Origin of the sequence: Streptomyces sp. SCSIO 30461, assembly GCF_037023745.1 — a bacterium.
Taxonomy (GTDB): domain Bacteria; phylum Actinomycetota; class Actinomycetes; order Streptomycetales; family Streptomycetaceae; genus Streptomyces.
Map to the genome: position 1 here is coordinate 3763167 of NZ_CP146101.1, position 25580 is coordinate 3788746.

22 protein-coding genes and 7 pseudogenes are annotated in these 25580 nt (G+C 69.5%); 12 read left to right on the top strand and 17 right to left on the bottom strand.

Annotation, left to right across the window (positions count from 1 at the left end; translation table 11 throughout):
- Nucleotides 1–19: 19 nt before the first annotated feature.
- The 6 genes and pseudogenes from V1460_RS16475 to V1460_RS16500 form a co-directional block, all read right to left on the bottom strand.
- A complete protein-coding gene (locus V1460_RS16475; RefSeq protein WP_338674465.1) occupies nt 20–1348 on the bottom strand; it encodes a hypothetical protein in 1329 nt (442 codons plus the stop codon).
- Nucleotides 1349–1508: 160 nt separating this feature from the next.
- Nucleotides 1509–2789: an MAB_1171c family putative transporter gene (locus V1460_RS16480; protein ID WP_338674466.1), complete on the bottom strand. Its 1281-nt coding sequence runs from the start codon at nt 2787–2789 to the stop codon at nt 1509–1511.
- Entirely contained in the window at nt 2782–3420 is a 639-nt protein-coding gene (locus tag V1460_RS16485; protein WP_338674467.1) for a hypothetical protein, read from the bottom strand. Before V1460_RS16485 ends, V1460_RS16480 begins: the two co-directional genes overlap by 8 nt.
- Nucleotides 3421–4461: 1041 nt before the next feature.
- On the bottom strand, nt 4462–5019 hold the full coding sequence (gene tpg / locus V1460_RS16490; protein WP_338674468.1) for a telomere-protecting terminal protein Tpg: 558 nt from the start codon (nt 5017–5019) through the stop codon (nt 4462–4464).
- A gap of 15 nt (nt 5020–5034) precedes the next feature.
- Nucleotides 5035–7271, bottom strand: a pseudogene (gene tap, locus V1460_RS16495) (telomere-associated protein Tap).
- Nucleotides 7272–7436: 165 nt separating this feature from the next.
- Nucleotides 7437–8429 (bottom strand): helix-turn-helix domain-containing protein, encoded by a 993-nt coding sequence (locus V1460_RS16500; RefSeq protein ID WP_338674469.1) that lies wholly within the window; start codon nt 8427–8429, stop codon nt 7437–7439.
- 74 nt (nt 8430–8503) lie between these two features.
- Here V1460_RS16500 and V1460_RS16505 point away from each other — a divergent pair, with 74 nt between their 5' ends.
- Nucleotides 8504–9091: a cysteine hydrolase family protein gene (locus tag V1460_RS16505; protein WP_338674470.1), complete on the top strand. Its 588-nt coding sequence runs from the start codon at nt 8504–8506 to the stop codon at nt 9089–9091.
- Nucleotides 9092–9179: 88 nt separating this feature from the next.
- Here V1460_RS16505 and V1460_RS16510 read toward each other — a convergent pair whose 3' ends face one another.
- The 4 genes and pseudogenes from V1460_RS16510 to V1460_RS16525 all read right to left on the bottom strand — a co-directional run bounded on the left by V1460_RS16510 (nt 9180) and on the right by V1460_RS16525 (nt 11327).
- Nucleotides 9180–9485 (bottom strand): PfkB family carbohydrate kinase, encoded by a 306-nt coding sequence (locus V1460_RS16510; protein ID WP_338674471.1) that lies wholly within the window; start codon nt 9483–9485, stop codon nt 9180–9182.
- 50 nt (nt 9486–9535) lie between these two features.
- On the bottom strand, nt 9536–10495 hold the full coding sequence (locus V1460_RS16515) for an alcohol dehydrogenase catalytic domain-containing protein (RefSeq protein WP_338674472.1): 960 nt from the start codon (nt 10493–10495) through the stop codon (nt 9536–9538).
- A pseudogene (locus V1460_RS16520) lies at nt 10492–11053 on the bottom strand (carbohydrate ABC transporter permease); the annotation flags it as partial. The pseudogene V1460_RS16520 and the gene V1460_RS16515, both read right to left, overlap by 4 nt.
- Nucleotides 11054–11114: 61 nt before the next feature.
- Complete coding sequence (locus V1460_RS16525) at nt 11115–11327, bottom strand: hypothetical protein (protein WP_338678395.1); 213 nt, start codon at nt 11325–11327, stop codon at nt 11115–11117.
- Between V1460_RS16525 and V1460_RS36335 the strand changes: the two are divergent.
- Nucleotides 11319–11402, top strand: a pseudogene (locus V1460_RS36335) (transcriptional regulator); the annotation flags it as partial. The gene V1460_RS16525 and the pseudogene V1460_RS36335 overlap by 9 nt on opposite strands.
- A gap of 354 nt (nt 11403–11756) precedes the next feature.
- Here the strand turns inward: V1460_RS36335 and V1460_RS16535 are convergent.
- A pseudogene (locus V1460_RS16535) lies at nt 11757–12708 on the bottom strand (alpha/beta fold hydrolase).
- A gap of 126 nt (nt 12709–12834) precedes the next feature.
- Between V1460_RS16535 and V1460_RS16540 the strand changes: the two are divergent.
- Nucleotides 12835–13458, top strand: coding sequence for a TetR/AcrR family transcriptional regulator (locus tag V1460_RS16540; RefSeq protein ID WP_338674473.1), 624 nt, complete (start codon nt 12835–12837; stop codon nt 13456–13458).
- Nucleotides 13459–13615: 157 nt separating this feature from the next.
- Nucleotides 13616–14041 (top strand): annotated as a pseudogene (locus tag V1460_RS16545) (trypsin-like serine protease); the annotation flags it as partial.
- Nucleotides 14042–14061: 20 nt separating this feature from the next.
- Here V1460_RS16545 and V1460_RS16550 read toward each other — a convergent pair.
- Nucleotides 14062–14262: a PspC domain-containing protein gene (locus V1460_RS16550; RefSeq protein ID WP_338674474.1), complete on the bottom strand. Its 201-nt coding sequence runs from the start codon at nt 14260–14262 to the stop codon at nt 14062–14064.
- A 582-nt stretch (nt 14263–14844) separates the two neighbouring features.
- Here V1460_RS16550 and V1460_RS16555 point away from each other — a divergent pair.
- From V1460_RS16555 to V1460_RS16580, 6 genes and pseudogenes are all read left to right on the top strand, one after another.
- Nucleotides 14845–15048, top strand: a complete 204-nt coding sequence (locus tag V1460_RS16555) for a hypothetical protein (RefSeq protein WP_338674475.1) — start codon at nt 14845–14847, stop codon at nt 15046–15048.
- Between the two features lie 190 nt (nt 15049–15238).
- Nucleotides 15239–16066, top strand: coding sequence for a sugar nucleotide-binding protein (locus tag V1460_RS16560; protein ID WP_338674476.1), 828 nt, complete (start codon nt 15239–15241; stop codon nt 16064–16066).
- 244 nt (nt 16067–16310) lie between these two features.
- Nucleotides 16311–16436 (top strand): annotated as a pseudogene (locus V1460_RS16565) (FtsX-like permease family protein); the annotation flags it as partial.
- Nucleotides 16437–16525: 89 nt separating this feature from the next.
- Entirely contained in the window at nt 16526–16690 is a 165-nt protein-coding gene (locus V1460_RS16570; protein WP_338678396.1) for a hypothetical protein, read from the top strand.
- Between the two features lie 362 nt (nt 16691–17052).
- Nucleotides 17053–17700, top strand: a complete 648-nt coding sequence (locus tag V1460_RS16575; protein WP_338674477.1) for a GAP family protein — start codon at nt 17053–17055, stop codon at nt 17698–17700.
- Nucleotides 17701–18275: 575 nt separating this feature from the next.
- Nucleotides 18276–18689: a hypothetical protein gene (locus V1460_RS16580; protein ID WP_338674478.1), complete on the top strand. Its 414-nt coding sequence runs from the start codon at nt 18276–18278 to the stop codon at nt 18687–18689.
- A 245-nt stretch (nt 18690–18934) separates the two neighbouring features.
- Here the strand turns inward: V1460_RS16580 and V1460_RS16585 are convergent, their stop codons facing one another.
- Complete coding sequence (locus V1460_RS16585) at nt 18935–19603, bottom strand: triacylglycerol lipase (protein ID WP_338674479.1); 669 nt, start codon at nt 19601–19603, stop codon at nt 18935–18937.
- Between the two features lie 684 nt (nt 19604–20287).
- Here V1460_RS16585 and tpg (V1460_RS16590) point away from each other — a divergent pair.
- Entirely contained in the window at nt 20288–20647 is a 360-nt protein-coding gene (gene tpg / locus V1460_RS16590; protein WP_338674480.1) for a telomere-protecting terminal protein Tpg, read from the top strand.
- A 515-nt stretch (nt 20648–21162) separates the two neighbouring features.
- Here tpg (V1460_RS16590) and V1460_RS36340 read toward each other — a convergent pair.
- Nucleotides 21163–21297, bottom strand: a pseudogene (locus V1460_RS36340) (transposase); the annotation flags it as partial.
- A 220-nt stretch (nt 21298–21517) separates the two neighbouring features.
- On the opposite strand from V1460_RS36340, the gene V1460_RS16600 reads away from it, so the two are divergent.
- Nucleotides 21518–22375 carry an alpha/beta hydrolase gene (locus V1460_RS16600; RefSeq protein ID WP_338674482.1) on the top strand — a complete coding sequence of 286 codons (858 nt, stop codon included), beginning with the start codon at nt 21518–21520 and terminating at the stop codon, nt 22373–22375.
- 77 nt (nt 22376–22452) lie between these two features.
- Here V1460_RS16600 and V1460_RS36345 read toward each other — a convergent pair whose 3' ends face one another.
- From V1460_RS36345 to V1460_RS16610, 3 genes are all read right to left on the bottom strand, one after another.
- Nucleotides 22453–22743, bottom strand: coding sequence for a BTAD domain-containing putative transcriptional regulator (locus tag V1460_RS36345; protein WP_407077468.1), 291 nt, complete (start codon nt 22741–22743; stop codon nt 22453–22455).
- 95 nt (nt 22744–22838) lie between these two features.
- Complete coding sequence (locus tag V1460_RS16605) at nt 22839–23852, bottom strand: hemolysin family protein (protein WP_338674483.1); 1014 nt, start codon at nt 23850–23852, stop codon at nt 22839–22841.
- The gene (locus tag V1460_RS16610) at nt 23849–25183 is read right to left on the bottom strand and encodes a hemolysin family protein (RefSeq protein ID WP_338674484.1); all 1335 of its coding nucleotides are present in this window, start codon (nt 25181–25183) and stop codon (nt 23849–23851) included. The genes V1460_RS16605 and V1460_RS16610 overlap by 4 nt, the downstream gene beginning before the upstream one ends.
- Nucleotides 25184–25580: the final 397 nt, after the last annotated feature.

Genomic DNA, 25580 nt, shown 5'->3' on the forward strand with positions numbered 1-25580 from the left:
CGGGGATGGCTGCCTGGTCTCAGCTGCGGAGCATGACCCGGGCGACTTCCAGGAGGAAGGACGGCCGGGTGAGGGCCCTCGGATGGCTGCGCATGTGCACCACGTCCATGAAAGCGCCGTTCACGAAAGGATCGATCACGGAAGCTGCCGCGATCCTGTCACCCGCCCAGCGGATGAGCGGGTATCCGCGGGGGTACGGGCCCGTCACATGCGGCTGGGCGAGATCGGCGGTCGCGGACACCTGCCAGGCCGCGTCCACCACCACACCTGCCCTGCGGAAGTAGCCCCACGCGGCTTCATGGACCCGGGCGCCGCTCCGCAGGTACGCGGACAGCGCCGAAGCCTGCAGAGTGGCCAGGGTGAGGCCTTGCCCGTAGATCGGATTCACAGAGGCCACCGAGTCACCGACCGCCACCAGGCCGCCGGGGAATCGATTCAGCAGCGCGAAGTTCCGCCGCCGGCTCTCACGGAAGGGGAATGTGCGGACGTCCCCGTCCATCGAGCAATGCTCCGCCACTTCGCGAAGCGGAGCGACGCACCGCCGCATGCGCGCACGGAACTCATGAGGGTCGCGGCCGGGCCGGTGGTCCGTGTACCCCGCCAGCACCACGCTCCAGCGGTTCCCCTCGACCGCGGCGAGCGCCCCCGGCTCGCAGACAGCCGGCTGGTACCCGCTGGCCGGTCCGGGAGCGGAGTGGGCGATGACCGTGTCCGGGAGCTCGTCGCCACGATGGAACTCCGCTGTCGCGTAGCCGAGGTCGATCCTCATACGGTCGAGCGGCGGTGCGGCCCAGCCCCTCCGCTCCAGCCATGCGCAGAGCCGACTAGCCCGGCCCATCGCGTCGACGACGAGGTCTGCGGCCAGGCTCTCTCCGGCAGCCGCCGTGGCAGGAGGGGAACCCTCGGAGGTGAACCGCACACCGCACACTCGGCTTCCGTCGAACACGAGATCTCCGGCCCGGCCGGGCCGGAGGACGACGTTCGGGAGAGCCAGGACCCGCCGGCGCACACGGCCTTCCAGCAGAGTCCGTGTCGCGCCCAGCATGCGGCTGCGGGGCAGCGGTGGCTTCAGGACCCCGTCCACGTAGAACTGGACCTCCGTCCCGGCGCCCAGACGCGCCCCGGCGCCGATGAGTTCATCGGTGATGCCGGGAAACCACCGTTCGAGTTGCACATGCCCCATCGAGAGCAGCGCATGAAGCTGCTGCCGATGGGGAGCCCCGCGGCCCGTGCCGTCCACCGCCGGCCCGTCCTGCTCGATGATGACGACCTCGTCGGCGTGATCGCTGAGGACGCGGGCGGCCAGCAGCCCGGCGAAGCTCCCACCCAAGACGACCGTTCGTCGCACACAATCCCCCATATGTGCCCATGACTCGACTGACTCGGCGCCGCGTCGCGCCGATCACCTGGCCACCTTCGCAAACAGCGGCACGGGGACACTATCGTGCGGTGCTCAACCGCACGGCGGCATGCCCGAGCGCACCGGACGAGCGGTGCTCCAGGACGGGTTACGGCGCTCTCCCGACACGTGTCGCGGCGGCGACGCCATCGCCGCGTACCTCCTGCAGAGCCGCGTCGACCAGAGGATGCGTCAGGACTCGCGCGATGTGCAGGAGCCGGTCGCGTTCGTCTGCTGCGGGCGTGTCCTCCCCGAGGAGGTGCCTGGCGGGAGTGTCCGGGGGTTGAGGCCGGCTGGAGCCGCCCCGCTGCGCGGTCTGGAGCCGCTCAGCCGCGTCGCGCAGGGCGGCGGCGGTGGCGATGGCTCGCAGTTCCCGCTCAGGGACCGGGCGGGCGGTGCAGACGTCCTCGTGGACCGACCGCTCCTGCAAGGTGTACACGGCCTCCACGGGTTCCGATCTCACCCACGGGCGAAGAACGCGCATACCGTCCAGGATCTCGATCACCCTGCGATGGAGGTTGAACGTCACATTCGCCGCCAGTCGGTGGCTGCGGGCACTGGTGGCACTGAACGCGAGCTCCGGATCCACACCGGCTACCACGATGTCCCACAACGGCTGCAACGCCCTGATGTCGCGCCGCTCCTTCAGCCAGGCGCTGACCGCCGCGCCGCACAGCCCGTAACTGGCGATCAGCGTGCCCAGCACTCCGAAAGAGGATCCCCAGACGCCTACGTCGTCGAGCGCATGACTGCCCGAGGCGGCGAACGCGACCGCCGGCACACTGCAGACCACGTAACCGAAGACGAAGAGCATCGCGATCCCGAAAGCACGCACGGCGTGCTGGAGCCGCGGGTCGTCGAGCCGTACTCCGCGGCACTGCCTGAAGGTGCTCAGAGTCGAACACGTCAGGGTGGACAGGAAGACCGCCAGGAAGAGCAATGTGACGGGGTCACGTGCGTTGTTCGTGTTGAACTTGAGCGGATCCGCCGGCTCCGACAGATCGGCCGAGCAGAAGGTGGCGACCATCAGGAGTGCGGCGAGGCCGTAGAGCGCCGCCCAACGCGTCACCCGTCGACGCAGAGTGGCCGGGCTCCGCTGCTGCATCGGACTCCACAGCAAGGTGAGGAGATGGAGGTGGGCGAAGCAGACCAGGATGCCGATGTATACCGGGAGGGTCGCGAAGCTGGGGTTGCCGGTCGCCTCCCCGATCACCACGTACACCGAGGGAGCGGCCATCACGTAGATGGCCGTCGAGCACAGGAAGTTCGTCGTGATCAGGCTCAGAGTCGGCGTCGGATCACGGAACAGCGCCATGCCCTTCCAGAGGGCGATCGCGAGACTTGCCGCCGCCATGATCAGATAGACGAGGGTGGAGGTTTGCTCAGACACCCGATCTCCTGTGCGTGAGGGCCGAGGCGAGGAAGCCCGTCCTTTTCTGATCGCTCCGCAGCTGAAGGTGCCGCTGGAGCATCACGGTGGCGAACGCCTCGGCCCGGCGCTCATGAGCGTTGTCGTAGTGCGACCGAGTCAGGACCTGGAGCACCGGTCCGGGCTTCAGCCCGGGCAGCAACTGACGCACGGTGGTCTCACTCATCGGCCGGCCGGTGGCGTCGTCGTCAGGATGCTCTTCCCACAGATGCCAGAGCTCGTGCAGTTCCGCGTGGAGACGCGTGAGCTCGTTCGCGTTCGAGTCGACCACGATGAAGTCGCGGTCCCTCCCGCGCGCGCAGAACGCCGATACCTCAGGCGGCAGAGGCGTCTGCGTCACGGTGATCGGCTTGTTGCGCTTCACTGCGATCGCGTCGATCAGCCCCTGCATGTCGCGAACACCGGAGAGACCCAGGTCGCGACGGATCAGCCGGGTCATCGACCAGGTGGCGAAGAGGATCGCCACCTGCTCCCTGAGCGAGGTCCACAGCGAGTCGGCGGACCGGTGCCGACCGTTCGGGTCCAGCGATCGCAGCTCCTGGCGGGGCGCGTGGAGGTCGGTATCGGGGTGATGGCGGGAGTTCTCATACATGACTCAGTCGACGGCCAATCTCCGCACCACCTTGCGTGCCGGGTGCGGCCAGGCGGAACGGACGAGTTCGGCGCCGACCGGGACGGTCGTCCTGTCCATCGGCACATCGTCGTTCGGCGCCTCCTGCGCGTACGCAACCACCGCGAGCCGGGGATCCCGTCGAGGACATGTCGCGGTCGACGTGCCGCTGACCGATGGATTGTTCGGAGGCACTGTCGCTCTTGCGAGTCGCCGGCTTGCCACCTGCCCGGGAGCGGCGGCAGAGCCGGTGTCGCTCGGCCGTGTGCGGGGCGCGGTGAGGGTTTGTCTCCGAGCGGCCCGGTCGTGCACCGCGGGGAATGCCACCGATCCGACCGATGACCGTCGAGGCTCCGATGTCACCGCCAGGCATCGTTCTGGCACCTTCACGGCCTCCGACAACTATGGGATGAGCCGGACCGGCACCCACGGGGGGAGGCACCGGTCCGGCCATATGATCACTATATCCGCTCTCCGGGGTAGGGGAGGAGGTATATGTCGCGGCATTGGCTCGAAGCTTTCGCTCGGCAGTGCGGCGAATGGGCCTGCGATCCGTCCCCTCGGCTCCTTGAGGCCGGGGGAGGCCCCAAGCCTCGGCTCCTTGAGGCCGGGGGAGGCCCCAAGCCTCGGCTCCTTGAGGCCGGGGGAGGCCCCAAGCCTCGGCTCCTTGAGGCCGGGGGAGGCCCCAAGCCTCGGCCCCGTGAGGCCGGGGGAGGCCTCAGGCACCAGACGCGTTCCCCTTATCCGGTTATCCGGCCTGATCCAAGCGAAAGGCCGCCCGCACCGGGGAGGCGATCGAACGGGTAGGCGCGCTCTCCCGCCCCGGCTTCGAGGACGACCACCGTCTCTCCGCGTTCCGGGCCTGGAAGTGTGACCTGGAAGACCGTTCCGCCGTCGAACAGTGCCCGCGTCCCGACACCGGACGACAGCCGTACGGCCTGTTCGCCGAATCAAGCGCTCACCCGCCAGGCAGAGCGCTAAGTCACAGGCGAGCGGTCCATCGGCACCACCGCGTACGGAGGCTCACAGGTCGATGTCGATCCGCTCCATGTCGGTGAACTCCACTCCGAGGCCCTGCGCTCGGGTGTTGTCAGCGCGGAAGTACATCTCCGCGAGGCCCTCCGCCGCGATCTGCTGAAGCCGGCGCTCGTCGGCGCCCTGCTCTCGAGCGGTGAAGAGGCGGTCCGCCCAGCGGGGCGGCAGGGCCTGGGTGATGTCGCGGATCCGGGCGTCGTCGGTCGTGCCCGGTGCGGCGGTGAAACCGAAGCGAGCCCGGGTCGAGACGACCACCCCGTCCGTTGACGATGCCTTCTTCCGGGCCTTGGCCCGGATCTGCGGCTGCCACCGCTTCTTGACCTCCCGCTCCAGCCGGGCGGCCAGCGCCGGGCGGGGCGTCTTGGCCTGCCCTGCCAGGTAGCGTTCCACCTGCCGCCGGGACATCCCGAGCAGTTGGGCGACCGCCTTCGTGCCCTTCAACTGCTTGACCAGGTATTCCATCTGCTTCCGGGCGCTCTTGGGAGCGGGGCGGGTGAACGCCCCTTCCAGCGCGCGGTCCAGGCTGCCCCCGAGCGAGTCCGCCATGACCTGTTACTGCTCCTACTCTCCGTCTCCGGCGGTCGGATCGGTCTTGATGAGGTTGGCGACGTTGACGACGCCGCCGCGTTCCTCGAACAACTCCTCCGCCCACAGGACGCTCTGCGTGCCCTGGTGCTTCACCATCCCCGGCGAGATCCCCAGCCGGAACGTGCCCGGCACCGGCTTGCCTTCCGTGGTGTGCGGCAGGACGTCCAGCGGCGACGGACCCGGCGAGGGGTACACGACCGCGTCGGTGCCGATCGCGACCGGATACAAGTCGGCGGCCGCCGTCTTCACCAGCTTGCGGTGGATGCCGATCCGCTGGTTCGCCAGCACGGCGGCCCGGATGTCGGGGCGCCACGTTTCCCGCTTCAGCGCCGGATAGGGCTCGTAGTAGGGCACCTGGCCCCGGCTGCGCTGCCGGAGCTTGCCGATTCCGCCCTTCGCCGTCGACTTGATTGCGGTCGCCAGCAGCGCCATCGTCGGGTCGACGCTCTTGGAACGGGCCATCGCGTCGAGGAACTCCTGGCCGCTCAAGTCGGTGGTGACGCCCAGGTCGGCCATGGTCGCGACGTAGGCATCGCGGAGCCGCTTGTACCAGGGGTCCAGATAGCGGCCGGTCCGGGTGCGTACATACGCCTCGATCGGTGCGACCTCGAATCCGAGTTCCTTGGCGTAGGCGAGGGTCGGTGTGGCGTACCAGGCCGGGCCTGTGGGGCGGTCGCCTTTTGGAGTGAACGGGGACGGGAGCCGGTCGCCGTCCACCGTCCGGCCGCCGACGTCCACGCGGGAGAGGTCCACATGGGACAGGTCGACCAACCAGGAGCCCGGCAGCGACGGATCGAACTTCGGGTTGCCGCTCATGCGGGTCGGCCCGTTCAGCCCGACCGTGAGCCCGTTGGCCGCCGCGGCGAAGGACATGTTGACGTCGACCGCGACCAGGAACGGGTTCATGCACTCCTCATCGGTCAGCGGCCGGCACCAGTCGTAGGGCTCCTCCATCAGCATCTCGGCGGGGGTACGCAGATGGTGCCGGGCGAACTTCCCCTTGAGGATGGGGTGTTCGTCGGGGACCTCGCACTCCACCACCTCGTACAGGGCGGTGAGCGCGTCCTCGTTGAAGGCCGGTCTGAACTCCCCGGTGGCCTCGTCCTTCTGTGCGCGGGTCGGCGGACGCAGCGCTGTCATCAGCTCCAGACCGGTCGTCGCTGTGGTGCCGCGCGGTGTCGTGACCCGTTCCGCGTACGTGCCGAGGTAGCGGGCGAGGTCGGCCGGGTGCATCGTCGGCAGCCGTGGGTCGTCCTTGCGGTCCCACTCGCGGGCGTCCAGGGCGTTCCAGGCCGGGACGCACAGTTGGACGCAGCGGCGTTTGGAGCCTTCGGGCTCGCGATAGATGCGTGCCCACGCCCCGAACCCGCGCTGGGTCAGCCGGAGCCCGGCCCGATGGATCTGCTTGACCACCTTGTGGCTGTCCGTGAGTCGTCCGGCGCGTCGTTCCTCCCCGGACAGAGCGGCGGGCAGTCCGTAGCGCTCCAGCGCGGACGGAGTCAGGACCAGCACCGGATCGGCGTCGTGGCCATTGCGGTGCAGTCGGGCCATGCCGAGTCGGGCCTCGGCCAGCGTCCAGTCCACCAACGCCGGGATCGACTTGGCCGGCACGTCCAGGACCAGGCCGCCGACGCAGTAAGCGGACACCTGCCCGGAGCTGTCGACATCGACCACGGCGAGTGGACCGTTCTCGAATCGTGGGTCGGTGCCGCCTGCCGGGGGCCCGTCCGGGTCCGGGAGCGCCTTCCGTGCGCCGGGGCGGCGTGGCACCGCCGACGGTCCGGCGGTGCGCCCGGGCCGTGGCACGGCTGCTGCGCCGGCTTCGGCGGAGGTCGGAACGCTCCGGCCGTTCTCGGATGCGGCCACGACCGTCGGATCCGAGAACGGGGAACGCGTCCGCGCCGATGCGGGTGTGTCGGGGAAGGCGGACGGCGTCGTGATGTCCTGGACCGGTGAGGCCGAGTCGTCCTGGGCGGGGTAGAGCTCCGCGAGCTTGTCCAGGAGCCGGGCGTACGCGTCCCGCTCGGGCGGGCGCGGCTCGGTCTTACCGGCCTCCAGCCGCTGACCGTGGCCCGGCGCACCTTCAGTGCCGTGGCCACCTCGTCGATCGTCAGACCGTGCGCGGCACGCAGCCGCTTGCGCTCCGCCGGCGGAGGGAGGGCAGCGCGGGACGCGACCAGTGCGTCGACTGCGTCGAACAACTCGGACATGCGGTACCTCCGAATCCCGCACCCTACCCCACGTAACGTACGAATGGCGTACATTGCGCGTGCGGGCATCGCTCTTCTTGAGTGTGGTCGTGGTGACTACTTGAAATACGCACAGTTCCGCGGAGTCCTGAACCGCAGGGGCCTTACCGCCATGGAGGCCAGTGGTCAGCGACGCCGCGCAGGAGGCGGTTGCTCGGCGAACGAGGAGCGGTAGGCGCGCGGGCTGACCGCCAGGCGGGATGCGAAGTGCTGGCGCATGGTGACTTCGCTGCCGAAACCGGAGCGTCGGGCGACCTCGGGCATGGGCAGGTCGGTGCGTTCGAGGAGCTTCTGCGCCGCCGCGATTCGATGGTCCAGAAGCCAGCGCAGCGGGGTGGTACCGGTGGCTGCCGTGAAGTGCCGGGCGAAGGAGCGCGGGGACATTCCGGCGCGGGCGGCGAGCGAAGAGACGGTCAGCGGCTCGTCGAGATGCGTCAAGGCGAAGGTGCGTACCTCGGCCAGCGCGTCCGCGTCGTGGGAGGTGTGAGCGGTCGGGAGTTCGACGAACTGGGCTTGAGTGCCGGTCCGGAACGGCGCGGTGACCATGGAGCGGGCGATGGTCGCGGCTGCCTCCGCGCCGTGCGCGGCGCGTACCAGATGCAGGCACAGGTCGATGCCCGCGGCGGTGCCGGCGGAGGTCCACAGATTGCCGTCCTCGATGAACAGTGCGTCCGGCTCGACCCGCACCTTTGGGTGGCATTCCCGCAGGACATCGGCCAGCGCCCAGTGGGTCAGCGCCCGGCGGCCGTCGAGCAGCCCCGCCTGGGCGAGTGTGAACGCGCCGCCGCACAGTGCGGCGATGGTGGTGCCCCGTGCATGGGCACGCCGCAGCGCCGCGAGGACCGGTTCGGGTGCCGGGGTGACATGGTCGTCCAGGCCCGGCACCAGGATCAGCTCCGCACGAGGCAGCCAGGCGAGGGTGCGGTCCGGTGCGAGGGTGAGCCCGCCGCGCATCGGCACCGGCTCGATCGCTGCCGCCACCCGGCGCAATTCGAACTCGGGAAGCCCCTGGCCGGTGCGGTCCGCCCCCCACACTTCGGTGATCACCGAGACGTCGAAGGCGCGGATACCGGGGAAGGCGAGCAGCGCGATGCGGTGAGCTGGTACCGGTCGGGTCATTCTGGCAGTAAACCATCGATCGCTGTCCTCCCGCCCTCTGTGAGCGGGCGCCACGGGGCAGCAGGATCGTGGGCATGGAGATCACACAGAACGCCGCGCTGGTGGTGGTGGACGTGCAGAAGGGCTTCGACGATGCGGAATTCTGGGGAGCACGCGACAACCCGGCAGCGGACGGGAACATCGCCTCGCTGATCGAGGCCTGGCAGGAGTCGGATCGGCCGGTCGTCTTCGTACGGCACGACTCGGACGAGCCCGGCTCGCCGCTGCGGATCGGCTGCGAGGGCAACGATTTCAAGGAGTACGTCGAAGGGAGGCGCGGCAAGGGCCGAGGGCCGGAGCTGCTGGTCACCAAGTCCGTGAACTCGGCGTTCTACGGCACTCCCGACCTTGACGCCTGGTTCAAGGCGGCCGGCGTATCCCAGGTCGTGCTGGCCGGCATCCAGACCAACATGTGTGTGGAGACCACCGCTCGCATGGGCGGCAACCTCGGCTACGACATGCTGGTCGCCCTCGACGCCACCCACACCTTCGATCTGACCGGGCCGAACGGCTGGCACCTGACAGCAGGCGAACTGGCCCGGGCGAGTGCCGTCTCGCTGCACGGTGGCGGTTTCGCCCGCATGGTGACGACCGGCGAACTGGTGACCGCCGTCCGCTGCTGACACCTCAGGGTGCGTGACGGCGTTCACATCGGCATGACGGCATCGCATGACGTCGGGCGATGCCGTCATGCCGATGGATTCCGGCCGCTCAGGGGAGATCGGCGCCCGGCTGTCCGCAGACGCGGGCGGCCATCAGGGCCCCCTGGTTCAGCATGGCGCGTGCCTGCCGCGAGGTGATCTCGGCGGGCGCCCGGCGTCGTAGCACGCCCTCCCGGGACAGGCGGGCCAGGATCGCGGCCACGAAGGCATCGCCGGCGCCGATGGTGTTGACGACCTCGGCACTCACGGCCGGTACCGACACCCCCTCCTCGAGCGGCAGGAACACACTGCTGCCCAGGGCTCCCCGGATCAGGACGATCAGGCGGCCTTCGGCGGCGAGCTTGCGGCAGGCCACTTCGGGAGCGTGGTGGGGTCAGAACTGGACGGCGTCCTCATCGCTGGTCTTCACGATGTGCGCGAGCTCGCACAGTTGTCGGAGCAGGTTGAGGGAGCGGGCGTGGTCGGCGCCTCGCACCTGCCGGACAGTAGGGTCAACCGCGAGTGCGGATTGGGCCGCTGCGGCGCGTGCGGTGGCCAGGATCGAGGCCGCGGCGCGGTCGACCACGGCGGCCGGGCCGCCGGCGTACACCGCGCAGAAGCGGTCGAGGTCGTAGATGACCGGATTGGCCTGGAAGGTGGCGGTGCGCTGGTGGTAGAACTCGTAGCGGTTGGTGCCTGGGAGTTGCCGGTGGCGTCGATCACGAAGTCCCAGCCGTCCGGCTTGTCGAGATCGTCGGCGCGGGCCGCGCTGCGGCTGCAGCCGAGTTCGGCGGCCGTGGCCAGACGCGAGGGGTTGACGTCGAGCACGTCGACGGAGGCTGCACCGGTGGGCTTGGCCAGTTCCAGCATCATCAGCCCCATGGTTCCGGAGCCGTAGATGAGCACCTCGGCGCCCAGGGTGCTGTCACTGAGCACGTCGTAGCCGCGGATCGCGCAGGACAGCGGTTCGATGAGGACCGCGTCCGCCACATCGACGTGCTCCGGCAGCCGTAGGCAGCTGGCCGCGGGGGCGACGGCGAACTCGGCCGCGCCTGCGGGCGCGGTGACGCCGATGGCCTGCCGACGCTCGCAGAGGTTGCCGCGGCCGGAGCGGCACTCGTGGCAGCGCGGGGACGGGTCGACCGCAACCCGGTCGTCGACGGCGAGTCCGATGACCTCGCGGCCGACGGCGACGATCTCGCCGGCGAACTCATGGCCGGGGGTGACGGGCAGGGCGGGTGCGAACCCGCCCTGGAGGATGTGCAGATCGGTGCCGCACAGGCCGGTGGCGGCGACACCGACGACCACCTCGCGCGGGCCGGGCGCCGGATCGGGCACGGTGGCGAGGACCACTCTGCCGGGCGCCTCGATGAGCGCAGCCTTCACTTGCCCGCTCCAAGGGACAGGCCCTGGACGAGTTTGTGCTGGGCAGCGAAGCCGGCTACGAGCACAGGCAGGGACACGACGACCGAGGCCGCGCACATTTGGGCGAGGAACAAGCCCTGGCTGGTCACGAATCCTGTGAGGAAGACGGGTGCGGTCTGGGCGGTGACGCCGGTGAGGACCCGTGCGAAGAGCATCTCGTTCCAGCTGAAGATGAAGCAGATCAGCGCGGTGGCGGCGATACCGGGGCCGGTCACCTTGGGCGCCGGGGCGATGATGCGCGTGAGGACGGTCGGCAGTCGGGCCCCGTCGACCTGGGCGGCCTCGATGATGGATGGACAGCGCGTACGCCACCGGCAGGGCGAGTACGAGGACCAGGATGGTCGAAGTCACTGCTGCGGTTATCGAGTTGATGAGCGGAGGCCAGGGGCCGGCGCCGCCGCCGGTGCCGAAGAAGGTGTGGTAGCCGTCCAGGGTGAGTGGCGCGGTGAGCGACGGGGGATTGGTGGCGGCGTCCGGCTCGGAGTGCAGCGAGGCCAGCAGCATCCACAGGGCGGGCAGGGCCCGCGGCGGTTCCGTTGCGCGGGGGGTCGGGCGGGTGACCGGATGCCCAGGGACGGGTTCAACGCTGCTCCTCGGCGACCTTCTCAGCCAGGCTCTGGGCCTTCTTCAGCGCGTCGGTGACGGACTGGCGGCCGGCGACGGCGGGGTTGATCTCGTCGGACACCTTGCCCGGCGGAGCCCACCGCGCCGCCTGCGCCGCTGCAACCGGCGAGTGCAGGTCTTCGCCCCGGGCGGCCGTGTCCGCAGTGGCACCGCCGCCACGGTGGACCACTGGGCGACTCGGATGCTTTCGGGCTTCGTCATCGACTTGGCCTACGTCGGGGCCAACGGCATCAGCCCCACCTACGGCCTCACGACGCCGGACCCCGCGGTGGCCGAGGCCAAGGCTCGGGCGATCGAGCGCGCATCGTGGCCTCGGTTCCGGCCCGCCCCTGACGTACCGTCCGGAAGCGTGGTGTCGTGCCGTGCCGCGGACAGGGGACGGACGGGCACGCAGCCGGTCGCGGAACGTCGGTCGAGCGTCCGGCCCGGGCGGTGGGCCGCGAGCGAGCGAGTCTCCCGCTCGGCCTGCTGCGGCATTTGCTGCCTGCGTCAGGCCCTGGCGACCGCGTTCACCGGTCGTCGGTGTCGCAATGCAACCTGGCCCGGGGAGGGCGAGCGTGCCGACGGTCAGGTCCTGGAACCCTCCCGGCCACAGGTCCTACGCGTCGACACCGCCTCCCCCTTCGGCCGGGTCGAGGGAGTCGACGTCCTCCATGAAGCTCAGAATCCGGGCGTTGACGACGTCGGGGTGGTCGATCTGCGGGCCGTGGCCCGTCGCCGCGATGATCTCGGCGCGTGCTCCCGGGATCAGCCTCGGTGCTCGTTCCAGTTGCCGCTGCGGGTGCAGCAGCAGGCTGCGCTTGCCCATGATGAGGTAGAGCGGGGTCCGAATGGAGCGCAGTGCGTCCTCGCTCAGCGGCAGCGGCGCGGGGCGGCGAATCCGGAAGGCGCGCGCGCCCGCCTGGATCCACGTCCGCAACTCGGGGACTGCGATGACCGGTTGCTCCAGCCAGGAGGCGAGGCGCGGGCGCAGTGCCCTGGGGGCGAAGCTGGCGAAGAGGCTGACGAAGATCCATGTGAAGAAGCGCAGGCCGACCTTCTCCAGACCGCCGGGGTCGAGGGCGGTGACCGACGCGAGCCGCTCGGGCCGGCGGTGACTCATGTTGAGCACCAGCCAGCCGCCGTACGAGGAGCCGACCAGGTGGACCCGTTCGAGGCCCAGTGCGTCGAGTGCCTCGTCGAGCCACTGGGCGGCGCGCTCCGGCTGCCACATGGGCTCGCGGTGCACGCTGCGCCCGGCGTCGCCTGGGGTGTCGAGCGCGTAGACGGGGCGTTCGGCGCTGAGCGCGGGGGTGTTGGGGGTACCACATCGCCGAGCAGGAGCCCGCCCCGTGGATCAGGACCACCGGTGTCCGGGACTCGGCGGCCGGGTCGGCGGGGCCGTACCGGTACACGTGCGTGGTGCCGAAGCTGGTCTCGACGTCCCTCTCGGAGCGTGCGGGCGCGCCCATCGCGTAGACGGCGTCGCATGCGGCGAAGTAGCGGTCGCGCAGCCTGTCGCTCACATAACGGCCGACATCGCGGCGCACACGAGTGGTGTTCTCGGGCACGGGGCACCTCCAGAGGGATTCGTTCTTCATGATACGAATGTATCATGAAAATGATACGGCGGTACCATGAAGGAGTCCGGGGCCAGCCGGACGCGACCCCAACACGACGGGCGGAGACACCGGCACATGCCAAAGCGCGTGAACCACGAGGAACGGCGTGCCCAGATCGCCGAGGCGCTCATCCGGGTCGCGGGGCGCCGAGGGCTGCACGCCGTCGGCATGCGCGATGTCGCCGCAGAGGCCGGTGTGTCCCTGCGGCTTGTGCAGTACTACTTCGAGACCAAGGAAAAGCTGCTCTTCTACGGGCTCCAGCACCTGACCGAGCACTTCACCGCGCGGGTGGGTGCTCGGCTGGGCGCGGCCGGTACCGACCCGGGCCCCCGCGCGGCCATCGAGGCGCTGCTGCTGGCCTCGCTCCCCACCGATGAGGAGAGTCGCACCTTCCATCTCCTCTACAGCTCCTACTCGATCCTGTCCGTGACCGACGAGGCGCTTGCCGCCCAGCCCTTCATCGACAACCCCGACGCTGCCGAGAACGCCCTGACCGGCCTGCTCCGACAGGCCCAGGCGGCGGGCCTCGCCGATCCCGGTGTCGACGTGCGCACGGAGGCGATCAGCCTGCTTGCGATGGCGGCGACCATGGGCACCAGCATCCTTGTGGGCCAGCGCGGCCCGGAGTCCGCCATCGCGGTGCTCCGGTACCACCTCGACCGGATTCTGGAGCCGGTCGAGCCGCCGACGCTGGGGTAAGGCACGAATTTTGCTCGCAGCTGCGGGGCTTGTGGCAGATGCACGGCATTCGCACTGCAGGAACCGCGGGTCGACGACTGCCCCGAAGCGTCCATGGGGGAGCGGCCGACCGCCCGGTGCCGGTGTACCCACGCCCTGAAACGCCCTCGGCTGGGGTACCACCTCATCCGGCGCCCTGGACGGTGGGGCGCTGCGCACCGCGACCGTTCCCGTGGCGGCTGACTCCTCCTGCGCCACAGCCGACTCGTACGGTGATGCGTACGATCCCCAGCAGTACGCGTGCGCGGGCGATCTCACCCGCGGAGGCGTCGGCACCTGCGAATTCGACAGCGGCACACCGCTGGTTGTCGACGGAGTCCTCGCAGGCGTCACTTTCTGGGGCATCGGCTGTGGCAAGCCGGGCCTCCCCGGTCTCTACACCCGCGTCAGCACCTTCGCCGCGGAGCAACGCCCAGCTCGCCGGCTAGTACGACGCACCCGGCCGCGGAAGTCGATGGATGACCGCAGGCGAACGAGCCCCGCGGCCGCATGCCCCCGCATCTGCCCGCGGCCCGTGAACAACAGCCGTGTTCGCGGGCCGTGAGCGCAACCGCTCGGGCCGGATCACCAGGTGGTCGATGCGCTCTTGTCTGTCGGCAGCAGCAGCCACAGAGCCAGGTACAGCAGGACCTGTGGGCCCGGCAGCAGGCACGACACCAGGAAGATCACCCGCATGGTGGTCGCGGAGGTGCCGAAGCGCCGCGCGAGTGCCGCGCACACTCCGCCGATCATCTTTCCGTCACGGGGGCGGGCAAGTGCGGCCATGGTGGGCTCCTTCGCGAGTCCTTCGTGGGAGTCACTCCTCTGTGCTCCCGATGTCTCGATACTCGCCCGAAGCGATGGGATGAAGCATCGCTCTGCAGTGCGATCCGAACCCTGGGAATCGTCGGGGTCAGTCCCTGAGTTCCTCCTGGCGGAGCAGGGGCCGCGCTCATCCCCGGTCCGTCCGCGACCCCCGGCAGGCGCGCGCTCTCGGGCAGCCCGACTCACACCACAGCGGCTTTCGATGCTCAGTCCTACAGTTCCCGCAGCGGCCGGTGCCGAGGTCGACATGCCCGGTCCACGTGCTGCCGTCCCCGATCAGGGTGCTGGGAGCGCAGGCGTCGCCAATGGCAGACCGCGAGCCAGTCGACGGGCGGGGTGTCGGTGGGTGCTCGTCGAGCGTGGCGCTCGACGAGCACCCACCATCGGAGACCCGCCGATGCACAAAGTCGATGATGCGTCGTCCGGCGTCCATGCGGCCTGGACGCCGCCGTTGCGAAGCCGCATGATGCGGTGTCGGGCGTCTTGCGATGACCTGTTCGCACTCGGCGAGTCGGCGAGGCACGTGCCGGGAGGCGTGTAGCCATGAGTGGTGAACCGTGCTTCGGTCAGGAGACCGGAGGCGAGTGGTGCGAGGTCAGTCGACGGAACGCGCGGTCCGTGCAGACCGCGGTGGGTTGGATCTTCTGGGATCCCGTCGTGGTGACGCGCTATGGGCAGCTGGGCCTGGAAGGCGCCCAGCCGGCATCGCGCGTGCGTGCACGGTACGAGGACGGCCAAGGACCGTAGGGCCACGCAATCCGCTGGTGAGCCCGGGCGACGGCCGACGGGCACACACCGGGGAGGCGCACATCGCGTGGCTGCGTCGACTGCAGCGCCGGTTCCAGCACTCTTGGCGTGCTGTGCGCGCCAACGGCGTCTGTCGATGGCGAAATCGGGCCTCCGCCGATGCCGACCGGGCCGGTCTACCGTTGCGCACATGACTGCTTTGATTGTCGGCGGCAGCGGCTTCCTGGGAGCCGAGCTGGTCCGACAGGCGCGAGTCGCGGGGCACACCACGGCTGCGACGTACGCGACCAGGCGCGGCGATGCCGCGCAGGCCACGTGGTACCCCCTCGATCTGCGGGACGTTGGACGCCTGGACGCTCTCATGGCCGACGTACGCCCGCGCTTCGTCGTCAACGCGTCGAGTGGCAGGACCGACTGGGGGGTGACGGCGGAGGGACCCGTCCGGCTGGCGATGGCTGCCGCGAAGTACGGAAGCCGCCTGCTCCATGTGTCCAGCGATGCGGTCTTCTCCGGTGCCCGAGTCCACTACGACGAGGCCTGCCTGCCTGACCCGACCACCCCGTACGGGGCAGCGAAGGCGGCTGCGGAGACCGGAGTCCTGGCCGTGTACCCGGAGGCCGTGGTCGCCCGCACCTCGCTGATCATCGGCGATGGCGGTTCCGTACACGAGCGCCTCGTGCACGAACTCGTCGCCGGCACCCGCGACGGAGCCCTCTTCACCGACGACATCCGCTGCCCGGTGCATGTCGCCGACCTGGCCGCCGCCCTTCTGGAGCTGGCGAAGTGCGACGCATCAGGTATGCACCATCTCGCAGGGACCGACGCCCTGAGCCGTCATGAGCTCGGCGTCCTCATCGCCAGGCGGGACGGCCTGGACACCTCTCGGCTGCCCGGAGGCCTGCGCGCCCACAGCACGCTGCCAGGCGCCATCGACGTGCGCCTCGACAGCCGGGCAACCCAACGGAAGCTGAACACCACGCTCCGCGGGGCCATACAGTTCCTGTGCCTGCCCGCGTGAGCGTGACCTGCGGCATGAGCAAGTCAGGCGGGTCTTCCCGACACGTCGACTCTCACAGCCCGCACATCCCGATCTGACGGAGACGAGTCACCACATCGCGTCACTCCGTGCACCGATGTGACCGATTGCGTCGACGCGCTGAGAAGGAGTTGGCAGCACTCGGGAGTATCGCCCGGACCGGGGGCTCGACGACGGCAGTGATGTGGTCGCCATGCTCGACGCACTGTCCGCGACCCTCACACCGATGCTCGTCGTCGCCGCGCTCGGCGTACTCAACGGCGTGCTGCTCGACACCCGCGAGCGCACCCGGGAGATCGGCGTGCACGAGGCGCTCGGAGTGACACCCCGTCAGACCGTCTCCATGGTCCTCACCTCGGTCGTGCTCACCGGACTCGCAGCCGGTTCGCTGGGGGTGCCGCTCGGCATGGCCCACCCTGTACGGCTGGGGTCATCCCCGCGATGGGCGACAGCGCGGGGCTCAGCCTTCCCGACTCCGTCATTGCCGTCTACCACGGAGCCGAACTGCTCTTCCTCGTACTCGGCGGCCTGCCCACAGCCGCCCTGCTGCCCGCGGGGTGGGCCGCCAGGACCCGGACCGCCGCCACAGCCCTGCGTACCGAATAGGCCTTCAGGTCCAGAGCCGGGGGAATCCCCATCTGTCAAGCCACCTGCGTGATCAGCGGGATCGAAGTGAACAGCCTCCTATCACGCAGCACCGGCCACAGGACTTCCACCCTGCTGTCGGCGTGGGACGGTGGGACGGCATCGGGGCGTTGGTCGCCGAGGTCCTCGTGGCCTGCGGCCCGCCCACTACGCGACCTGGGCTGGGGGCGACCGACGTCGCTCCATGCCGTGGAATCTGCCGTGTCGTGTGGCATTCTCGGGAGATCGCCCGGTGCCCCCGCCGCGGGCACCGACGAACTCGGGCGAGACGAGGTTGCTGTTCGTGCACGCACATTCGACGAAGGCGGCAGAAGGCGGTGCCTGTGGCGATCGGTGAGGTTGTGGTCTTCGCGATGGTGATCGCCCTGTCGCCGTTCACTCTCATCCCCGCCCTCTTCATGCAGTTCACCCCCCGCCCCCGTGCCACCGGCGGTGCGTTCCTGGCCGGATGGGTCATCGGGATCGTCGTGCCGGCGGTTTCCTGCGCCGCGCTGGCTTCCGTCGTCCAGCGTCCGGCGGAGGGACCCGCCTGGGTCGCCTGGGCCAGGGTGGTGCTGGGGGCTCTCCTGATCCTCTTCGGGATCAGACAATGGCTGACCAGACACGGCAGGGCGGCACCGGGATGGATGCGGCTGCTCGCCGATGCGAGCCCGTCGAAGGCGTTCAGGCTCGGACTACTGCTGTCGTTGGCCAATCCGAAGATCCTGATTTTGTCCGCCGCCACCGGCCTCGCCGTCGGATCGACGGAGCCTTCGACCGCGAAGGCCGTGCTGGCCTTCGCGGTGTTCACCGTTTGCGCCGCCGGTACTGTTGCCCTGCCCGTGGTGCTCCACATGCTATTGGGCGACCGGACCCTCGCCCCCCTGAGCAGGCTCAGACAGTGGTTGGAGCAGCATGCCGCCGGGGTCATGGCTGGGGTGATCGCCGCCATCGGCGTCCTCGTGCTTTTCGAAGGGGTGGCCAAACTCTGAGGGTGCCGCCTCCGGATCAGGCGCGGCGGCTGCGTGTGAGTCGGAAACCGGCTCATCGGTGGCACCGGCTGTGGCGGCACGGCGGAGTGCAGGCTCCGGTCTCTCGTGGCCCGAGTGGATCTCGGTGTCGTCCGCCTCCGTGCTGTCCGGAGAAGTGGCCGTCGGCTGGTCTGCCTCGGACAGGCGGTTTCAGGCCCTTGGCAGCGCTGCGCGACGGGTGGAGTGTGTGGGCGGCTTCAGTGGGGCTTCCGATGCTGGTCCCGCACTCGAAGGCGGCTGTGTCCGCCCGGTGGGAGGGCCTTCGAGGGGTGCGGTGGTGCTGTCGTCCGTCCGCTATCGCCCAGGGCGCGACCAGATCCGGAACGCGTGCGCCGCGACTGTTCCCGCGACTCATCCCTACGGCCTTCGTACGAGTGCGGTTGCGTGATGGAACGCATGCTCATGCGAAGGCCGTCCGCCTGTCCCACGAATGCCCAGGTGAGTGACCCTGCACGATGCCCTACTCGAGGCCAGAGGTTCACTAACTGGCTGAGAGGCTGTTCCTGAGTCCTGCATGAGGAAAGCTCTGTGGATCGGTGCGTGGCTCTGGTCGCCTTGGTCGCTGGCGCACCTACGCCTACGTCGCCAACACCGGCGACGGGCCGACCGGCGGTTCCACGGCCACCCTGACCGACACCCTCCCGGCCGGACTGCCCCCGATCAGCCTCTCCGGCACCGGCTGGACCTGCAGGCTGACCCCGCTGTCCTGCACCCGCAGCGACGTCCTCGCCCCCGGCGCGAGCTATCCGCCGCTCACCCTCACCGTCCAGATCGCCAACAGCGTGCCGAAGCAGGTCACCAACACTGCCACCATCGCCGGTGGCGGTACCACCGCCACCAGCACCACCACCAACGACAAACCCAAACCGCAGCCCAAGCCTCCGCACAACGGCAAACCCGGGCACGACCGGCCGGGGCACGGCAACCGGCCCGGTCCCCGCCAGACGTAACCCGTAGTCCCTCCCCTGCGGCCCCGGCACCCACCGCCCCCTCTCGGGGCCAGGGGCACCGGGGCCACCACCCCTCAGCGCACACTCCAGCATCCGCCCTCCGCCCGGACCGCGCCCGGCCCACCGGCAGACAGCCCCCTGGTCGCGAACGGGGCGCCGGTCAACCGCGAGCACTGCGCCAGTGCCCGTCCCTGCGGGGTTCGCCGTGCACGGCCCGTCGGCGAGGCCGTGCACGAGGCGGACCGTCAGGCGATGAAGTCCCGGACCTTGGCGTAGTTGTCGGAGTTCTCGTTCATCGCGTTGTGCGTCTTGCAGCCCACGGACGTGTTGGTCGCACCGTCCAGTTTCGCCGACTCATCCGGATTGATCATGGCGTCGCAGGTCGACCAGAGGGTGGCGTAGTTGACGCTGCCGGGTGTTTCGTCGCCGGAGTTGAGGGTCTTGAGGAAGGTGCTGCCGGCGACCATCTCCCGACAGGAGGTGTAGAAGGAGCAGAACAGCGACATGTCGGTGCCGTGGTTCACACCGGCCACAGACACGAAGTCGTCCACGTTGGAGGTGCCGCCGCCGTACTTCACGTACCAGCGGGAGTTGAGGGCGCCCATGGAGTGGGCAACGATGTCGATCTTCGTGGCGCCGGTCGTGGCGCGTATCTCGTCCACCTTCCTACTGAGCTGCGAGGCGGTCGTCAGATTGGACTGCTTCCAGTCGTAGGACCACGTGAACAGCTCGGAGTCCGTGTAGCCGTCGGCCTTGAACTTGCCGACCCAGGTCTTCCAGGTGCTGGCCGAACTACTCAGGCCGTGGACGAAGAGGACGGGGTTGCGGGTTGCGGCGTGCGCCTGCGGTGTGGTGACCAGCGGTGCCACCACCAGGGCGGCGACGAGGGTGGCGGTGCGGGCGGAGCGTCTCATAGGGGATCTCTCCGGGGACTGGGCCAGGCGGGAGCGTGGGAGCTCCTGCTTTGGCGGGGAAGAAGGGGGGGTGCACCGGCCGGTGATGGGCGTGAATGTGGCACGAACTGTTTTGTTACCGCTAGGTAGCAAGAGGTTTCAATCAGGTAACGTGCGACCGCAAGTGATGTTGCATCAAGGGCGGACGCCCCCGCTGGAGGATGAATTGTCGGTATATGTCACTGTTTATGGGACGGCTGTGAAGTGCCAGCATCTCCACCGGTCGTGTGTTGAACCGGATTTCGCAGCAGCCCTGCAGCCGGGCAAGGCAGACTCGACGCATGGGAGAGCACGGCCGAAAAGGGGTGTTCGGCGCACTGTGTTGTCCGTGCGGCCGCGAGCCTGTCCGACACCGAGCAGGGCGCGGCCTTCGGTGGCGGCGAACTCGGTGGACCACCGCCAGGCGCATCCGGTGATCAGTGCCGTAGCGGCCGCTTGGAGAGGCGGACGTGGGGTAGATCGAGCAGGGGCTGGAGCGCGCGTTGCGCACCCGGCCCGTTCCCTCAAGAACTGAGGCCCGCCTGCGATTTCCGCTGGTGACGCACCGGGTTCCACTCGGAAGGTGGCCACGGTGCTCGGGGTTTCGCAGTGCACTGTGCAGCGTGGGTGACAAAGAGATCCGAGGTACGTCGTCCGCCGGGTCCGATGCTGGTCCGGACGATCGAGGAAACGGTCCTGGCTCGGTGGCAGCCCCGGGTACGGGCCCGTCGGCGTGCCCAGGCAGAGGCGGAGGGCTTCGTCTTCCATACCCGTGCACGACTGGGGTTCGCGGCTCCAGCTGGATCGTCGGACGACCCGCGGGTACGGCGGATCACCCAGGACCTGCCGGGGGAGGTGGCCCGGGAGTTGTTCGCCGCTCGGGATGCCGGCGCGGGTGAGCAGCAGCAGCCGGTGATACTCGCGCGTGCGCTGGGGTACGTCTACTTCCGCGAGTGGGGCCGCCGGGCCCACGGCCTGCACGTGGTTTTAAGCGACGTCGAGTTCGCCGACTTCTCCATCGGCTGAGCCCGGCCCGTCGCGCGTCATCACGTCAGGGTGTTCAGCGTCGCGAGGGCCTGGCTCGGCTGACCGGAATCGCTTCTCACCTCTCGGCTTCCTACCGCTCGCGCCAGTCCCGCTCCACACGGCCGACCGGGCCTTTCCGGCGGGCTGCGGGCGCTGGGGCGGGACGGAGCCCGGCCGCCTCCGCCGCGCGCAGCGGGTGTCCGCGGTCACCTGGCGGATGGCGTCCCGCCGGGTGGTACAGCCGATCAACGGACCGGAACTCGCAGGTCACGCCGGGCGCTTCGACCGGCTGGGGCTCTCCCGGCGTCTGACCGGGTGCTTTCGCGTGATGCGCTGACGGGGGAGATCGTCGCGAGCCGTCGCGAGCCAGGTACCGGAGGGCGGAGCGTGTGATCGCTTGCACCACCTCGCGGGACGCGACCACCTGGCGCGGCGAGCAGCTCCTGGTACTCGCTGGATACGAGCCGAGTGAAGGGACCGCGGCCGCAGGAAGACGCCGGCCCAGACGGCCTTTCGGATCCGCGCGTTCATGACTCGATGGCGTTCGTCGTGCAGACGATCCGTCGCATTTCGGCGTCGAACTGGAGGAAGGGCGCGAACTCGACCCAGGCGTTCTCCCAGAGCCGCACGATCGCCGGGTACTTCTTCTGAACGCTGCCTGTCTTCGACCACCGCAGGGCAACGTCGACCGGGACCGCGCCGGATTCACGGCATTCCACCGGGCCGGGTCCACCGTCACGGTCCGTCCGGACCGGCTTCGTGCCGCCGCCGGGCGACCCGCCTGGGCCGAACGGCCCAGTGAACCCGCCGACGGGCGGCTGCCCCGGGCATGCTGACTCCTTATCAGAGGGCAGTGTGGAGCGGGTGGAGGTGAGTGCGACGGACGGCGCACGGAGTGGATTCGTCACCACGGACGACGGAGTGCGGCTGCACTACCTTGAGGCGGGCAGCGGTCCCGATCTCCTGCTGGTCGCGGGGTGGTCGCAGACGGCGGCGCAGTGGCGGCACCAGATCGACGACTTCTCCCGTACTCACCACGTGGTCGCCGTGGACCACCGCGGTCACGGCCTGTCCGACAAGCCCGACCACGGCTACCGCATCTCCCGTCTGGCGACGGACCTGCACCAGCTCGTCCACGCCCTCGACCTCACCGACGTCTCCTGTGTCGCCCATTCGATGGGCTGCGCGGTCACATGGTGCCACTGGGAGATGTTCGGCGGTGACCGTCTCGCGCGCCTGGTGCTCTTCGACGAGCCTGCGGTGCTGCTCCGCCAGCCCTACTGGCCGGAGGGGCTCGCCGAGGAGGTGGGAGCCCTGTACGGGCTTGAAGAGATCGCCCGCACCGTCGCCGGACTCCGCGACCCGCTTTCGGACGCCGAGAAGCTCAGTGCGGAGTTCCTGGAGGCCATGTGGACGCCGACCGCCGGCACGGCCGACCGCCGGTGGGTCGTCGGGCAGAACCTCCTGCTGCCCAGGGAGTACGCCGGCAGGCTGCTGCTGGACAACGTGATGCAGGACTGGCGCGACGTCCTACCCCGGATCACCCTCCCCACTCTCGTCCTCGGGGGGAGCGACAGCGTGATCCCCACGGCCGCCGTGCGGTGGGTGGCTTCGGCCGTTCCCCGAGCGACCCTGAAGGTCCTCCGTTCGCGGGGCAGCCACTTCGCGTTCTGGGAAAACCCCGCCGACTTCAACCGGGAGATCCGTGCCTTCCTGGGGAGCTCCTGAGGATCCCTGGGGACCGGGCGCACCGCATGGGTGAAGGGCGGGCCCGGGGAGGCCGGAATGGGGCCGGGCCCGGCCGGTCAGGCGGCCACGAGGTGGGGACCGCGTCCAGGGTGAGGGGGAGGCGGTTCGAGGCGGGGGTGGCCGGTGAGGATGGCCGTGGTCAGGCGGTGGACGTCCGGACCCGGGGTGGTGGCCAGGCCCTCGCGCAGGGCGTACCGGAGGTGGTGGAAAGCGGCGAGGGCGTCGGTATGTCGGCCGGAGCGGGAGAGGCGAGCATCAGCTGGCCCGTGAGCTCCTCGTGGGTGAGGTCCTGGTGACCAGGGCGCACAGCGGGTGGTTCGGCTCGTGTGGGCTACGAGCTTGGGCAAGGGTGAACGCGCATGAAATGCGACATGGCAGAGCCTCGCCGTGCCCCGCCTGTGGCGCTCGCCTGCGCTTGTTCTCGACTCTGTGAGGAGGTTGGTCAGGTGGTGGGACCGACGAGTTCGGACAGGACGTCTTCCATGGTGACAAACCCGAGAACGGTGCCTTTGTCGCCGGTGATGGCGGCGAGGTGGGTGCCGTCGGTGCGCATCGCGGTGAGGGTGTCATCGAGCGGGGTGTCGATCTCTACCCGCGTCACGGTGTGCAATGCGGACGGGGGGAAGGGCTGGTGGCGTTCGGGAATGCCGAGGGCGTCCTTGATGTGCAGGTAGCCCAGCACGCTGCTATCGAGGCCGAGGACTGGGAGGCGGGAGTAGCCGGCGCTGGTGGCGGCGCGTTCGAGTTGGGCGGGGGTGACTGCGTCATTGACGGTGACCATGCGGCTCAGTGGTACGAGGATTTCGCCGACCGGGCGGGTGCCGAGTTCCAAGGCGTCGCGGAGACGTTCGCCGTCGGCTGGGTCGAGGAGTCCGGCTTGGCTGGAGTCGGCGACCAAGCGGGCGAGTTCGTCGTCCGTGAACACGGATTCGACCTCGTCTTTGGGCTCGACTTTGAGTAGCCGCAGGAGGGTGTTGGCGAAGGAGTTGATGCCGAAGACGACAGGGCGCACGGCGCGGGCGAGGGCGACCAGCGGTGGGCCGAGGAGTAGCGCGGCCGGTTGCGGTGCGGCGAGGGCGATGTTCTTGGGGACCATCTCGCCGAACAGCATGTGAAGGTAGGTGGCCAGGGCCAGGGCGATGATGAAGGCGATCGGGTGGATCAGGGCCTGGGGTACGTGGACGGCCTCGAAGACGGGTTCCAGCAGGTGGGCCATGGCGGGTTCGGCGACGGCGCCGAGCACGAGGGAGGAGACGGTGATGCCGAGCTGGGCGGTGGCCATCACGGCCGAGAGGTGCTGAAGGCCCCACAGGGTCATTTTCGCGCGTCTGTCGCCTGCCTGGGCGCGGGGTTCGATCTGGCTGCGGCGCACGGAGATCAGGGCGAATTCCGCGCCGACGAAGAACGCGTTGGTGATCAGGGTGAAGGCGCCGATGAGGAGTTGCACGGTGGTCATCGCACGGTCTCCTGTGCCTGGTCGTCCTGCATGGCGGGGGCGGTGAGGTTGAGGCGGTCGGCGCGGTGGTGGTGGACGTCGAGGACGGTGATGTCCCATCCGTCGAGGTGTACGGTGTCTCCCGCTTCGGGGATGCGTTCGAGGCGGGTGGCGATGAGGCCGGCCAGGGTTTCGTAGGGGCCGTCCGGGGCGGTGAGGCCGATGGTGGCGAGTTGGTCGGTACGGATGCCGCCGTCGGCTTCCCATACGGGGCGGCCGTCGTCGGTTGCGGGGCCGGGCAGCAGATCGGGGGCTTCGTGGGGGTCGTGTTCGTCGCGGACCTCGCCGACGACTTCTTCGACGATGTCCTCGACGGTGGCGACGCCGGCGGTTCCGCCGTATTCGTCGATGACCACGGCCATGGTGCGTGCGACCCGCAGTCGGCCGAGGAGGGTGTCGACGGGCAGGGTGTCGGGGACCAGCAGCGGTGGCGTGGTCAGGTCCGTGACCGGGGTGAGCGCGCGTTTGTCCTCGTCTAGTGCGAGGACGTCGCGGATGTGGAGGGTGCCGATGACCTCGTCCAGGCTGTCGCGGTAGACGGGGAACCGGGACAGGCCGGTGGCGAGGGTGAGGTTCGCGGCATCGGCTGCGGTGGCGTGGGCTTCGAGGGCTTGCATGTCCACCCGGGGGGTCATGACGTTCTCGGTGGTCAGCTCACTCAGGTGCAGCGTGCGCACGAACAGTTCCGCCTGGTCCGCCTCGATGGCCCCCTGTGCGGCCGAATGCCGGGCCAGGGCCACGAGCTCCTCGGGGGTGCGGGCGTGGGCGAGTTCCTCGGTGGGCTCCAGTCCGAAGCGCCGCACGAACCGGTTGGCGGTGCTGTTCAGGTGCCGGATGAACGGCGCGAAGAGCGCGGTGAAGCCGCGCTGCGGGGCCGCGACTGTCTTGGCCACCGCCAAGGGGCGGGAGATCGCCCAGTTCTTCGGTACGAGCTCACCGACCACCATCAGCACCACCGTGGAGATCGCGACGCCCAGGACGGTCGCCACCGAGGACGCGGCAGTTCCCAGCCCGAGCGCTTCCAGGGGGCCGCGCAGCAGGGCGGCGAGGGAGGGTTCGGCAAGCATGCCGATGACCAGCGAGGTCACCGTGATCCCGAGCTGTGCGCCGGAGAGCTGGAAGGTGAGACGCCTGGCGGCCTTGAGGGCGCTGTCGGCGCCTCGTTCCCCGGCTTCGGCGGCGCGTTCCAGTTCACCGCGCTCGACGGTGGTCAGAGAAAACTCGGCCGCGACGAACACCGCGCACGCCAGCGTGAGGGTCAAGGCGAGCAGGAGCAGTAGGAACTCGGTCACCGTGCCACCCCCGATTCCAGGCTCGACGTCGGGTGGGGTATGGCACGGCTGGTACTGGGAGGTTCACCCATTGCGGGTCTGCTGCTCCTTCTGCACGAGGTGGTCTGGGACGGGCATTCCCGGCCTCAATAGTAAAGGATCGGCAAAGCGCAAGATGACCCTGGGGTTTCTGTGATGTTTTCGGACTCTTTTCGCGAGGGTGGCCGATTTGGCCACCCCCGGCGGGTCACCCCGCTCTATGCTTCTACAGTCGTGTAGAAATTGAACGGGGTGCTCGGGTTATGCCCGACTGCCTGTGGTCGCACACCTGCCAGAGGAGGGACGCGGCAACCGTGCATCACCTGACCCGTGCGTGCGGTCAACGGGTAGCGGCCGAGGCCGGTTCCCCGCAGGCGGC